This is a genomic window from Pseudomonas sp. MIL9 (genome assembly GCF_016887925.1).
In the GTDB taxonomy this organism is placed as follows: Bacteria; Pseudomonadota; Gammaproteobacteria; order Pseudomonadales; family Pseudomonadaceae; genus Aquipseudomonas; species Aquipseudomonas mohnii.
Genome location: NZ_JAFEHE010000019.1, coordinates 89,461 through 101,646, shown reverse-complemented (window position 1 = coordinate 101,646; position 12,186 = coordinate 89,461). Strand labels below are relative to the sequence as shown.

General features: G+C 60.0%; 12 protein-coding genes. 2 read left to right on the top strand and 10 right to left on the bottom strand.

What is annotated here, in order from left to right:
* Nucleotides 1-148 precede the first annotated feature (148 nt).
* Nucleotides 149-886: a transporter substrate-binding domain-containing protein gene (locus JQF37_RS19500; RefSeq protein WP_130206563.1), complete on the bottom strand. Its 738-nt coding sequence runs from the start codon at nucleotides 884-886 to the stop codon at nucleotides 149-151.
* Between the two features lie 255 nt (nucleotides 887-1,141).
* Here JQF37_RS19500 and JQF37_RS19495 point away from each other — a divergent pair, with 255 nt between their 5' ends.
* A complete protein-coding gene (locus JQF37_RS19495) occupies nucleotides 1,142-1,594 on the top strand; it encodes a GNAT family N-acetyltransferase (RefSeq protein WP_130206565.1) in 453 nt (150 codons plus the stop codon).
* Nucleotides 1,595-1,700: 106 nt separating this feature from the next.
* Here the strand turns inward: JQF37_RS19495 and JQF37_RS19490 are convergent, their stop codons facing one another.
* Genes JQF37_RS19490 through JQF37_RS19480 form a run of 3 tightly spaced genes read right to left on the bottom strand, consistent with a single transcriptional unit; the run spans nucleotide 1,701 to nucleotide 4,676 of the window.
* On the bottom strand, nucleotides 1,701-1,997 hold the full coding sequence (locus JQF37_RS19490) for a winged helix-turn-helix domain-containing protein (RefSeq protein ID WP_007894945.1): 297 nt from the start codon (nucleotides 1,995-1,997) through the stop codon (nucleotides 1,701-1,703).
* 18 nt (nucleotides 1,998-2,015) lie between these two features.
* A complete protein-coding gene (locus tag JQF37_RS19485; protein WP_130206567.1) occupies nucleotides 2,016-2,507 on the bottom strand; it encodes a M48 family metallopeptidase in 492 nt (163 codons plus the stop codon).
* A gap of 45 nt (nucleotides 2,508-2,552) precedes the next feature.
* The gene (locus tag JQF37_RS19480) at nucleotides 2,553-4,676 is read right to left on the bottom strand and encodes an EAL domain-containing protein (RefSeq protein ID WP_130206569.1); all 2,124 of its coding nucleotides are present in this window, start codon (nucleotides 4,674-4,676) and stop codon (nucleotides 2,553-2,555) included.
* Between the two features lie 321 nt (nucleotides 4,677-4,997).
* Here JQF37_RS19480 and JQF37_RS19475 point away from each other — a divergent pair, with 321 nt between their 5' ends.
* The gene (locus tag JQF37_RS19475) at nucleotides 4,998-5,666 is read left to right on the top strand and encodes a polysaccharide lyase family 7 protein (protein WP_130206571.1); all 669 of its coding nucleotides are present in this window, start codon (nucleotides 4,998-5,000) and stop codon (nucleotides 5,664-5,666) included.
* Nucleotides 5,667-5,768: 102 nt separating this feature from the next.
* Here the strand turns inward: JQF37_RS19475 and fba are convergent, their stop codons facing one another.
* The 6 genes from fba to tkt all read right to left on the bottom strand — a co-directional run bounded on the left by fba (nucleotide 5,769) and on the right by tkt (nucleotide 12,157).
* Entirely contained in the window at nucleotides 5,769-6,833 is a 1,065-nt protein-coding gene (gene fba / locus JQF37_RS19470; RefSeq protein ID WP_019694035.1) for a class II fructose-bisphosphate aldolase, read from the bottom strand.
* Between the two features lie 258 nt (nucleotides 6,834-7,091).
* A complete protein-coding gene (locus JQF37_RS19465) occupies nucleotides 7,092-7,424 on the bottom strand; it encodes an MliC family protein (RefSeq protein ID WP_047534398.1) in 333 nt (110 codons plus the stop codon).
* Between the two features lie 55 nt (nucleotides 7,425-7,479).
* Nucleotides 7,480-7,701 (bottom strand): hypothetical protein, encoded by a 222-nt coding sequence (locus JQF37_RS19460; RefSeq protein ID WP_130206573.1) that lies wholly within the window; start codon nucleotides 7,699-7,701, stop codon nucleotides 7,480-7,482.
* Between the two features lie 35 nt (nucleotides 7,702-7,736).
* Nucleotides 7,737-8,900 (bottom strand): phosphoglycerate kinase, encoded by a 1,164-nt coding sequence (locus JQF37_RS19455; RefSeq protein WP_103402760.1) that lies wholly within the window; start codon nucleotides 8,898-8,900, stop codon nucleotides 7,737-7,739.
* A gap of 17 nt (nucleotides 8,901-8,917) precedes the next feature.
* The gene (epd, locus tag JQF37_RS19450; RefSeq protein WP_130206575.1) at nucleotides 8,918-9,982 is read right to left on the bottom strand and encodes an erythrose-4-phosphate dehydrogenase; all 1,065 of its coding nucleotides are present in this window, start codon (nucleotides 9,980-9,982) and stop codon (nucleotides 8,918-8,920) included.
* Between the two features lie 177 nt (nucleotides 9,983-10,159).
* Nucleotides 10,160-12,157, bottom strand: a complete 1,998-nt coding sequence (tkt, locus tag JQF37_RS19445; RefSeq protein ID WP_130206577.1) for a transketolase — start codon at nucleotides 12,155-12,157, stop codon at nucleotides 10,160-10,162.
* Nucleotides 12,158-12,186 lie beyond the last annotated feature (29 nt).

The following is a 12,186-nucleotide window of genomic DNA, read 5'->3' as shown; positions in this document are numbered from 1 at the left end:
TGGCAAGCCAGCTCCCACAGGGAATTGGGTTGGACACAAACCCTATGTAACCCACAGGGAAATGGGTTGGACACAAACCCTATGTAACCCACCGGACACTGTGGGAGCTGGCTTGCCAGCGATGAGGCCATCAGCCCCGCCACAATGCCTACATCCCATGCTGCTTCATCAACCGCTCATAACTCCCATCCGCCTTCATCGCCGCGATCTCGCGGTCGAAACCGGCAACGATCTGTTCATGCTGCGGGTTCTTCAGGCTGACCAGAATATGCAGGCTGTTCTCGCTCAGGGACTTGGGCAGAAACTCCACGGCGTTGCGCACCTTGGGCGACTCACGAGCCAGGTAATACCGGGCGACGTACTCGTCCTCCAGGGTCAGCTTGACCCTGGAGGCGGCGACCATGCGCACGGCCATGGCAAAGCCGTGTACCGGGATCTTCTGCAGTGATTCGTCTTCATCGAACGCCGCCGAATAGGCGTAGCCACGCACGACCGCAATCGGATAACCGTGCAGTTGCTGCAGATCGTTGAATTCGATTGGCGCGTCCTTGCGCTTGAGAAAGCGTATGCGATTGATCAGGTACCCAGCGGAGAACTGGCCGATCCTTGTGCGTTCGTCGTTGTACCAGGCGTTGACCAGCACGTCGTAGCGGCCCTCGCCCACGCCCAGCAGTGCACGTGCCCAAGGCACCTGCTCGAACTCACTGGCATAGCCGGCACGCGCCAGGGCGGTACTGACAATATCGGTAGCCAACCCACCATTGACCAGCGTGGCGTCGGTAAACGGTGGCCAGACATCTGCCACCAGGCGCAGCTTGTCGGCCGCTGCACTTTGCATCAGCAACAACAATCCAATCAAAGCAAAGGCTCGATGCAATCGCGGCATGCTAGAAAATCCTTAGCGGGCGGGCCGCCCGACGTGTTTTTCAGCCAAACTCCAAGCCCCGTACCGGCACACCCAGGCACTAAACATTAGCTCATTGAAGCCACTGCACATCGCTTGAACCCAGATTACACAAAGATGACAGGGGCGCGAAAAATGAATGATGGCATTTTGGTCTTTGTCACAGATTTCTCCGCCATAAAGACATCCAGCGTCGGGACGCTTAATATCCCGAAGACGTTTTCAGGGAATCAGGACATGACAATCGATTGGGTCTGCAAACACCACAGCGATCTGGGCAAGGAACAGCTGTACGCCATTCTGCAGCTGCGTGCCGAGGTGTTCGTCGTCGAACAGAAATGCATCTATCAGGATATCGATGGCCAGGACCTGGAAGGTGACACCTGCCATTTGATGGCGTGGGACGGCGATCGCCTGGTGGCCTATCTGCGACTGCTGGACCCCGAGCGACAGGGCGGCGACGTGGTGATCGGGCGAGTGGTCATTGCCCCCGCCGCACGAGGTACCGGGCTGGGTCACGAGCTGATGGCCCAGGCGCTGAAACAGGCCGAAAAGTACTGGCCCGACGTCCCGATCTACCTCTCGGCCCAGGCGCATTTGCAGGGGTACTACGGGCGCTACGGGTTTGTGGTGGCCGGTGAGGAATACGTCGAGGATGGCATTCCACACATCGGGATGCGTCGTCAGTAAGGGCCCCATCGCTGGCAAGCCAACTCCCACAGGTTTTTAGCAAACGACACAAACCTTGTGGGAGCGTGGCTTGCCCGCGATGGCGTCATCACCGGCGCCACATATCTCAGGGATACTCCAGCACCGCCTTGATCTGCCGCAAATTGCGCTCGATCCATCCCCGATCGATCGCTCCCCACTCGCGAATCCGATAGCGCCCGGCGTGGTTGCGTGCGCCCTCTTCCTGCTCGAACTCGCAAACGATATCCAGATCCGCCAACGCGGCGATGGTGTCCTGGGCCGTACGCCGAGGCATGCCAGTCACCTCGGTCAACGCCGGAACGCTGCTGGCCAACCCGCTGTCGATCAAGTACGCCACGTACAGGCGACGGTAGAAGCTGCTTTTGGTCTTGCTGACATCCATCTGACGATCCTTTTCTTTTTATTGCATATCCCGCCAGGTCAGGTAGACCCGCACATCGAACTCCACCTGGTGATAGCCCGGCAGCATGTGTTCGCACAGTTTGTAGAACGCCTTGTTGTGATCGGATTCCTTGAAGTGCGCCAACTCGTGCACCACGATCATTTTCAGAAATTCGCAAGGCGCCTCCTTGAACAGCGAGGCGATGCGAATTTCTTTCTTGGCCTTGAGCTTGCCACCCTGCACCCGGGAAATCGTGGTGTGCAGGCCGAGCGCGCGGTGCGTCAGGTCCAGACGGTTGTCGAACAACACCTTGTCGATGGCCGGGGCGTTGCGCAGGTATTCCTGCTTGAGGTCGAGCGCGTAGGTGTACAGCGCCTTATCGCTCTGCACGTCATGCTTTTGCGGGTAACGCTGGCTCAGGTAGTCGCCCAGTCGACCGTCAGCGATCAACTGGCGTACCTGGTCCTGCAGCGTGGCGGGGTAAGCCTGGAGGTATTTCAACGCGGTCATCGGTGCGGCAACACAAGTGACGAAAAGGTCGCCAGTGTAGCGAATTCAATGAGTCAGCGCGCTCCAGTCAAACGGCTGCACAAAGTGGCCGGTGTCTTCGGCCATCATCGGACGCGACACCAGAAAACCCTGCACATACTCGCAACCATTGGCTTGCAGCCAGTTGTACTGCGCAACGGTTTCCACCCCTTCGGCAATCACCAGCATGCCGTAGTGCTTGCACAGCTCGATGACACTGCGCACCAGCGCCGCATCCCGCGAAGAGTCCGGTAGCCGCGCGATCAAATGGCGGTCAAGTTTGAGCGTATCCAGTTCCAGATCGCGCAAATGAGCCAGCGAACACGGGCCGGAACCGAAATCATCCAGCGCGACCCGGACTCCAAGATTGCGCAGCAACCGCAGCTGTTTGCGGGTCTCTTCGGGATGATGCATCAAGGCCGCTTCCGTCACCTCGACCTCCAGATGACGCGCCTGCAAGCCATGACGATCCAGCACCTGACGCAACTCGGTGACCAGATTAGGCATGGCGAATTGGGTGCTGCTCAAACTGACGCCCAGCACCAGATCCTCGGCAAACAGCGCTTCCCAGGCTTTGCGCTGCCCGGCACCGCGATGGTAAATCCAGCTGCCCAGGCGGCTGATCAACCGCGCCTCTTCCAGCAACGGCAAGAACAGTCCAGGCGGCACATCGCCAACGCTGGGGTGCTGCCAGCGCAGCAACGCCTCGAAGCCACGAATCTGCCCGTCGGCGATGGACACCTGGGGTTGATACACCAGGTTGAAATCGCGATTTTCGATGGCCGTGCGCACACTTTCTTCGAGCATCAACCGCGAGCGTGCCCGGCCGTTCATTTCATGATCGTAAAAACGATACTGCTGACGCCCGGCGCGCTTGGCTTCGTACATGGCGATGTCGGAAGCCCGCAACAAACCGTCGAGATTAGCGCCGCAATCCGGAAACGTGGCGATACCGATGCTCGCGCCCAGGGCGATATCCAGGCCATCGATTTGCTGACAAATCGAAACCCGCTCAATCAGTTTTTCCGCGATCTTGGCCGCCTGCTCGGGGAATTCCAGGTCCAGAAAGGCGGTGAATTCGTCGCCGCCCATGCGTGCCAGGACATCGAACGGCCGCAGGCAGGCCTTCAGTTGCTCGGACACCCAACGCAGCACCCGGTCGCCGGCATCGTGACCGAGGGAGTCGTTGACCCGCTTGAAGCCATCGAGGTCCAGATACAACAGCACCCAGGCACTGTCGGTGCGTTCGCCGCGCAGCAGCAGATTTTCCACCGTCTGGTAAAAACCGCGGCGATTGAGCAGCCCGGTGAGCGGGTCGGTGACCGCTTGGGATTCCAGCTGCTGATGCAGGTGACGCACCACCGACATATCCTGAATCGTCACCACCATCGCCCGCTGTTCGGCGGGCAACGGCGCACAGGACAGCGCCACCGACACCTGCTGTCCCGGCGCGGTACGCAACAGCGCATCGTGCAGGCGTAACGTTTCGCCGCGCTTATACCCGGCCAACAGATCCGAATCGGCCCAGACCGGGACATGTGGTTTTTGCAGGAAATCCAGGAACTCCCTGCCTTGCAGCTCTCGCACCGGAGCATTGAGCAGCCGCGAGATCGCCGGGTTGGCAAAGCCGATCCGGCCGTCGTCGCCGACCACCAGAATGCCCTCGGCGGCGTTATCCAATACCGAGGCATTGAAGGCGCGAGCGACCTCCAGGTCATGGCTCAGGCGCTGCAACTCCCGGCGATTGCGCTGGTGCTCGAGCAACGCCTGAACCTTGGGCTTGAGAATCTGCGGATCGAATGGCTTGAACAGGTAATCCACCGCGCCACTGGCATAGCCCTTGATCACGGCATCCTTGGACTGCTCGTTGGCGGTGAGAAAAATAATCGGTGTCAGTCGGGTTCGTTGGCTGCCACGCATCAGGCGCGCGACTTCAAATCCATCCATGCCCGGCATCTGTACATCCAGCAATACCAGGTCGACTTCGTGTTCAAGCAACAGGCCAAGGGCCTCGAAACCCGATGCAGCAGTGATGACGTGCCAATCCTGGCGCTGCAACAACGCGCGCAGGCTGATCAGGTTTTCAGGGTAATCGTCGACGATTAATAAGGTTGAGCTGCCTTCGGCTGGCTTGAGGTGGGCGCATTCCATGCTGCTTCTCTATATTCGGGACGTCAGGCCGGGTTCTGGCGAAACCGGACAAATACTCAGTCTTTACTCTAGACCTCGATCCAGAAAAGCAGAAGGTGTCAGAGCGCCATCATTTAACTGAAGCGTCCATTTGCCGACTAACGGTCGGCGCTGAAGACCGCTAAAACCGGCAAAGATGGCATTTCGACAGGATGTTGACGCCAACCAACTGCCGGACGGGCATTAACAAAATAGCCCTATACGCTTATAAAGACCGCCCAAAATGCGCGTGCTAGAGCGATTGGCACGTGCGTGCAGTAAAAATCGTGGAAGCTTCTGACTATGATCGACCTCGCAACCTGGAACCTCAGCGTTCCCGTCGGCAGCCCGCCGTACACCGTCGAAACCTCCAAACTGGTGAACGGCTTCAAGGATCAATACTTCCATTCCGACACCGGCACGCTGTTTTTCTGGTCCCCGGTGACCGGCTCGCGCACTGAAAACGCCATCTACCCGCGCACCGAGCTGCGGGAAACCTACAGCAATGGCACGCTGAAAAACTGGTACTACCCGGACGCCGACAACTCCCTGCGCGCCACCCTGGCGGTGAACCAGGTACCCAGTTCGGGCAAGATCGTGATTGGCCAGATCCATGCCTATGAAAGCCAGAAGCCCCTGGTGAAGGTCGAGTACCAGTACAAGACCAAGACCTTGACCGGCAACATCGTCGCCAAAGTGCGCATGCACCCCGATGACGATGAGGGCCGGGTGATCACCATCGCCACCGGGGTGAAACTCAATCAGCAGTTCTCCTACCTCATCCACCTCAGCCCCGGCGGCGCACTGGGCATCAGTGCGGCGGGTTACCAGTGGGACACCAATATCAGCGCGACGTGGCGCAACAAACCGTTGTACTTCAAGGCCGGGGTGTATGTGCAGGACAACACCGGATACACCAGCGAGGGCGGGATGGTGACGTTCAGCAAGCTGGATATCGATCACGATAAATAGCTCGGACTCATTGTGGCGAGGGAGCTTGCCGCCACCAGGTCTTCACCCACAAAAAAAACCCGCCTTCCGACGGGTTTTTCATGCAATTCAAACGCTGAAGTCTTAGTTGACCTTGGCGTTCAACTCACCTTTCAGGTAACGCTGGAACATCGCTTCCAGGGAGATCGGCTTGATCTTCGAAGCGTTGCCCGCGGTGCCGAAGGCTTCGTAGCGAGCGATGCACACGTCGCGCATGGCGGTTACGGTGGCGCCGAAGAATTTACGCGGGTCGAATTCGCTCGGGTTGGTGGCCATCAGGCGACGCATTGCGCCAGTGGATGCCAGACGCAGGTCGGTGTCGATGTTGACCTTGCGCACGCCGTGCTTGATGCCTTCGACGATTTCTTCAACCGGTACGCCGTAGGTTTCTTTGATGTCGCCGCCGTACTGGTTGATGATCGCCAGCCACTCTTGCGGAACCGAAGACGAACCGTGCATCACCAGGTGAGTGTTCGGGATGCGCTTGTGGATTTCCTTGATGCGGTCGATCGCCAGCACGTCGCCGGTAGGTGGCTTGGTGAACTTGTAGGCGCCGTGGCTGGTGCCGATGGCGATGGCCAGGGCATCGACCTGAGTGCGCTTGACGAAGTCAGCGGCTTCTTCCGGGTCGGTCAGCATCTGGCTGTGATCCAGAACGCCTTCGGCGCCGATGCCGTCTTCTTCACCGGCCATACCGGTTTCCAGCGAACCCAGGCAGCCCAGCTCGCCTTCTACCGAAACGCCGCAGGCGTGAGCCATGGCTACGGTTTGTTGGGTCACACGGACGTTGTAGTCGTAGTCGGTCGGGGTCTTGCCGTCTTCGCCCAGGGAACCGTCCATCATCACCGAGCTGAAGCCCAGCTGGATGGAACGCTGGCAGACGTCAGGGCTGGTGCCGTGGTCCTGGTGCATGCACACCGGGATGTGCGGGAATTCTTCGATTGCCGCCAGGATCAGGTGACGCAGGAACGGCGCGCCGGCGTATTTGCGGGCACCGGCCGAAGCCTGGACGATCACCGGGGAGTCAGTCTTGTCAGCGGCTTCCATGATGGCGCGCATCTGCTCAAGGTTGTTGACGTTGAAGGCTGGAACGCCGTAGCCGAACTCGGCTGCGTGGTCCAGCATCTGGCGCATGCTGATAAGTGCCATTGTGTGTGTCTCTCCCGGTTTGGGTCGTTAATCGTGCCAGCCTGCCGTAGCGGCGGCGGCTATTCAAGTTATTGCAGATCGGGGGTTAATCCCCGGCTGCGAATTCGGTGTTACCAAAACCTCAAGAACTACAAAGATCCCTGTGGGAGCGAGCCTGCTCGCGATGGACTTCGGGACAACGCGTTTAACCAGACAGCCAGCGTTATCGTTAACGACCATCGCGAGCAAGCTCGCGCCTACAGGTACGGCGTAGTCCGTTTATTGCGCCTTACAGCCACGGCCAATCAAATCATTGGTGGCGACCCAGTAAACCAGGCCTTCCTCACCTTTTATGTGAAACGCCAGCATGTTGTCGCTGTACAACGAACCGGACGCGCCCGGCTCCTGCTTCAAGCGGTAAACCTGATCGGCACCGCCCAGGCGCACGTCGACTTCCTTGCGGCTGTCGTCGGTGTAGCGCCAAAGCACTTTGGCCTGGCTGTCGCAGGTCCAGGTAGTCCAGTTATCCACAGGAGCGGAGGACTGGAACAGGTTCAACTGAGCGCAACCAGCCAACAACGCCAACGCCGCAACGGCGATAAAACCTTTCATCCGTGCTCCTCGACTGACAGCCACGCCGCCAGCCCTGAGTAATCAGTCAGACCCGTCAAGGGCAACCACGTTCCTTGGCGGGCGTCTGTGTCTCGTACTTGTCCAGGCCATCGGGCCCGGAACGCTTGTTGATCACCGGATTGGTCTCCGCCTGCCACTCGGCCTGGTAGCAGCCGTTCCGGGGTGCAACCGGCGCAGGGTCCGGCGTGGCTTTCGGGTTACTCCCGCAAGCCGCCAGTGAGCCCGCGACGATCAACAGCGCTAGCGTCTTGACCATGTGAACACTCCCTTGCCTGGACAAACGGGCGACCCTCAGGCCTTGGCCCGGCTTTCCAGGACTTCAACGGCTGGCAGCACTTTGCCTTCGACGAATTCGAGGAACGCGCCTCCACCGGTAGAAATGTAGGAGATTTGGTCGGCAACGCCATACTTATCGATAGCCGCCAGGGTGTCGCCGCCGCCAGCGATGGAGAACGCCGCGCTGTCCGCGATGGCCTGGGCCAGCACTTTGGTGCCGTTACCGAACTGATCGAACTCGAACACGCCGACCGGACCGTTCCACAGGATGGTTTTCGACGATTTCAGCAGCTCGGCGAAATTCGCTGCGGTCTGTGGGCCGATGTCCAGGATCATGTCGTCGGCAGCGACGTCGGCGATCAGCTTGACGGTAGCTTCGGCGCTTTCGGCGAACTCCTTGGCCACCACCACGTCCACCGGCAGCGGTACGCTGACCTTGGCGGCGATGGCGCGGGCGGTGTCGAGCAGGTCCGGCTCGTACAGGGATTTGCCGACCGGGTGACCGGCAGCCGCAAGGAAGGTATTGGCGATGCCGCCACCGACGATCAACTGGTCGCAGATCTGGCTCAAGCTGTTCAGTACGTCGAGTTTGGTCGACACCTTGGAGCCAGCGACGATGGCGGCCATTGGCTTGGCCGGAGCGCCCAGGGCCTTGCCCAGTGCGTCCAGCTCGGCGGCCAGCAGGGGACCTGCCGCAGCGATTTTGGCGAACTTGGCCACGCCGTGGGTCGAACCCTCGGCACGGTGAGCGGTGCCGAAGGCGTCCATCACGAACACGTCGCACAGGGCGGCGTATTGCTTGGCCAGTTCGTCAGCGTTCTTTTTCTCGCCCTTGTTGAAGCGCACGTTTTCGAACAGCACGATGTCGCCGGCCTTGACGTCGACGCCACCCAGGTAGTCAGCCACCAGCGGCACTTCACGGCCCAGAGCCTTGCTCAGGTAGTCGGCAACTGGCTTGAGGCTGTTCTCGGCCGAGAACTCGCCTTCGGTCGGACGGCCAAGGTGCGAGCAAACCATCACGGCCGCGCCTTTTTCCAGGGCCAGCTTGATGGTCGGCAGCGAAGCCAGGATTCGCGCGTCGCTGGTGACTACTCCGTCCTTGACTGGGACGTTGAGGTCTTCGCGGATCAATACGCGCTTACCTTGCAGATCGAGGTCGGACATCTTCAACACGGTCATGGGTCGCATTTCCTGAGTTACTGTTTTGTAGAGACAGAAAGTGAAGTAGCTGTTTGCAGATAATGCTCTGCTACATCCAGCATTCGGTTGGCAAAACCCCATTCGTTGTCGAACCAGGCCAGGATGTTGACCAGCCGGGGGCCGGAAACACGGGTCTGACTGGCATCGACGATGGCCGAATGTGGGTCATGATTGAAATCACAGCTTGCGTGAGGCAACTCGGTGTAGGCCAACAGGCCTTTGAGCGGGCCGCTGGTGGCAGCCTCGCGCAGGATCCGGTTGACCTCGGCGGCGTCGGTATCGCTGACGGTCTGCATCGTAATGTCGAGGCAAGACACGTTAACCGTTGGCACACGTACGGCTTTGGCCTGAATTCGCCCGGCAAGTTCCGGCAACAGCCGTTCGATGCCGCGCGCCAGACCAGTGGACACCGGAATCACCGACTGAAACGCCGAGCGGGTGCGGCGCAGGTCTTCATGGTGATACGCATCGATCACCGGCTGATCGTTCATCGCCGAGTGAATGGTGGTGATCGACACATACTCCAGGCCAATGGCCTGATCCAGCAGGCGCAACAACGGCACGCCGCAGTTGGTGGTGCAGGACGCGTTGGACACCAGCAGTTCATCACCGGTCAGGCAATCCTGGTTCACGCCGTAGACGATGGTGGCGTCGACATCCGACTCGCTGGCCATCGGCTGGGAAAACAGCACCCGGGGGGCGCCGGCGCCGAGGAAACGCTGGCCGTCTGCACGGGTGTGGTAGGCGCCGGAGCACTCCAGCACCAGATCGACGCCCAGGGACGCCCAATCGATGCCTTCGGGGGTGGCACTGCGCAGGACCTTCACGCAGTCGCCATTGATATGCAGACAATCGCCGTCGACCTTCACCTCGCCGGGAAAGCGCCCGTGGGTGGAGTCGAAGCGTGTCAGGTATTCGATGCTGGCCATGTCGGCCAGATCGTTGATCGCGACAATTTCAAACCCGGCCTTCTCGCCTCGCTCGAACAACGCACGCAAGACGCAACGACCAATCCGGCCGTAGCCGTTGAGTGCAACTTTGTAGGGACGCGGTTGAGGCATGGGGTTCTCGATTACCGTGGTGAATCCGTTAGTGCAGCATCGCCTGACCTACCGTTATCGCTGGCAAGCCCGCTCCCACAGGTTTTTCTGGTGCTCACAAGATACGTGTTCACTGGAGATTCCTGTGGGAGCTGGCTTGCCAGCGATGGCGTCAGAACAGACGACGCAACTTCTGGATCAGTCTTCCAGCAGTTCTTCAGCCTGACCCAGGATGTTTTCCAGGGTGAAGCCGAACTCTTCGAACAAGGCAGGCGCAGGCGCCGACTCGCCGTAGGTGGTCATGCCGATCACGCGACCTTCCAGGCCGACGTACTTGTACCAGTAGTCCGCGTGAGCGGCCTCGATGGCGATACGGGCGCTGACTTGCAATGGCAGAACCGACTGCTTGTAGCCGGCGTCCTGGGCATCGAACACGCTGGTGCACGGCATGGAAACCACACGCACCTTGCGGCCCTGCTCGGTCAGTTTGTCGAAGGCCTGAACGGCCAGGCCGACTTCCGAACCGGTGGCGATCAGGATCAGCTCAGGCTCGCCCGCGCAATCCTTCAACACGTAGCCACCGCGGCTGATGTCGGCGATCTGCAGGGCAGAACGGGTTTGATGCTGCAGGTTCTGACGCGAGAAAATCAGGGCCGAAGGACCGTCTTTACGCTCCAGCGCATACTTCCAGCTCACCGCCGATTCAACGGCATCGGCTGGGCGCCAGGTGTCGAGGTTCGGTGTGCAGCGCAGGCTGGCCAGTTGCTCAATTGGCTGGTGAGTCGGACCGTCTTCGCCCAGTCCGATGGAGTCGTGGGTGTAGACATGGATCACGCGCTGCTTCATCAGGGCCGACATGCGCACGGCATTGCGGGCATATTCCATGAACATCAGGAAGGTCGCGCCGTAAGGCACCAGGCCACCGTGCAGGGCAACGCCGTTCATGATGGCGGTCATGCCGAATTCGCGCACACCGTAGTACATGTAGTTGCCACTGGCGTCGTCAGCGGTGACGCCCTTGCAGCCTTTCCACAGGGTCAGGTTGGAACCGGCCAGGTCAGCCGAACCGCCGAGGAACTCAGGCAGCAGCGGACCGAACGCGTTCAGCGCGTTCTGGCTGGCCTTGCGGCTGGCGATGGTTTCGCCTTTGGCGGCCACTTCGGCGATGTAGGCATCGGCCTTTTCGCTGAAGTCTGCCGGCAGTTCGCCGCTGAGGCGACGGATCAGTTCGTTGGCTTCAGTCGGGAAAGCGACGGAATAGGCCGCGAAACGCTGGTCCCACTCGGCTTCGACGGCGCGGCCGGCTTCCTTGGCGTCCCACTCGGCATAGATGTCGGCCGGGATTTCGAACGGGCCGTGGTTCCACTTCAGCGCCGCACGGGTCAGGGCGATTTCCGCGTCACCCAGCGGGGCGCCGTGGCAGTCTTCCTTGCCTTGCTTGTTCGGCGAACCGAAGCCGATGGTGGTCTTGCAGCAGATCAGGGTCGGCTGCGAGCTTTTGCGTGCCGTCTCGATCGCGGTCTTGATTTCTTCCGGGTCGTGACCGTCGACATTGCGGATCACTTGCCAGTTGTAGGCTTCGAAACGCTTCGGCGTGTCGTCGGTGAACCAGCCTTCGACTTCGCCGTCGATGGAAATGCCGTTGTCATCGTAGAAGGCAATCAGTTTGCCCAGGCCCAGGGTACCGGCCAGGGAAGCGACTTCGTGGGAAATACCTTCCATCATGCAGCCATCACCCAGGAACACGTAGGTGTGGTGGTCGACGATGTTGTGCCCTGGACGGTTGAACTGGGCCGCCATGACTTTTTCAGCCAGGGCAAAACCCACCGCGTTGGCCAGGCCCTGGCCCAGTGGACCGGTGGTGGTCTCGACGCCGGGGGTGTAACCGAATTCCGGGTGGCCCGGGGTGCGGCTGTGCAGTTGACGGAACTGCTTCAGGTCGTCGATCGACAGGTCGTAGCCGGTCAGGTGCAGTAGCGAATAGATCAACATCGAACCATGACCGTTGGACAGCACGAAGCGGTCACGGTCGGCGAACGATGGATTGGTCGGATTGTGCTTGAGGTAGTCGCGCCAAAGCACTTCGGCGATATCTGCCATACCCATAGGGGCACCGGGATGGCCGCTGTTGGCTTTTTGCACGGCATCCATGCTGAGTGCACGAATGGCATTGGCACGCTCACGACGGCTGGGCATCGCTGATCTCCTGCGGGTTCTGAATCGAG

Excerpts from the sequence above, each read along its gene's own strand:
- JQF37_RS19500 (WP_130206563.1), bottom strand. The coding sequence starts at position 886 with ATGCCGCGATTGCATCGAGCCTTTGCTTTGATTGGATTGTTGTTGCTG.
- JQF37_RS19495 (WP_130206565.1), top strand. The coding sequence starts at position 1,142 with ATGACAATCGATTGGGTCTGCAAACACCACAGCGATCTGGGCAAGGAA.
- JQF37_RS19490 (WP_007894945.1), bottom strand. The coding sequence starts at position 1,997 with ATGGATGTCAGCAAGACCAAAAGCAGCTTCTACCGTCGCCTGTACGTG.
- JQF37_RS19485 (WP_130206567.1), bottom strand. The coding sequence starts at position 2,507 with ATGACCGCGTTGAAATACCTCCAGGCTTACCCCGCCACGCTGCAGGAC.
- JQF37_RS19480 (WP_130206569.1), bottom strand. The coding sequence starts at position 4,676 with ATGGAATGCGCCCACCTCAAGCCAGCCGAAGGCAGCTCAACCTTATTA.
- JQF37_RS19475 (WP_130206571.1), top strand. The coding sequence starts at position 4,998 with ATGATCGACCTCGCAACCTGGAACCTCAGCGTTCCCGTCGGCAGCCCG.
- fba (WP_019694035.1), bottom strand. The coding sequence starts at position 6,833 with ATGGCACTTATCAGCATGCGCCAGATGCTGGACCACGCAGCCGAGTTC.
- JQF37_RS19465 (WP_047534398.1), bottom strand. The coding sequence starts at position 7,424 with ATGAAAGGTTTTATCGCCGTTGCGGCGTTGGCGTTGTTGGCTGGTTGC.
- JQF37_RS19460 (WP_130206573.1), bottom strand. The coding sequence starts at position 7,701 with ATGGTCAAGACGCTAGCGCTGTTGATCGTCGCGGGCTCACTGGCGGCT.
- JQF37_RS19455 (WP_103402760.1), bottom strand. The coding sequence starts at position 8,900 with ATGACCGTGTTGAAGATGTCCGACCTCGATCTGCAAGGTAAGCGCGTA.
- epd (WP_130206575.1), bottom strand. The coding sequence starts at position 9,982 with ATGCCTCAACCGCGTCCCTACAAAGTTGCACTCAACGGCTACGGCCGG.
- tkt (WP_130206577.1), bottom strand. The coding sequence starts at position 12,157 with ATGCCCAGCCGTCGTGAGCGTGCCAATGCCATTCGTGCACTCAGCATG.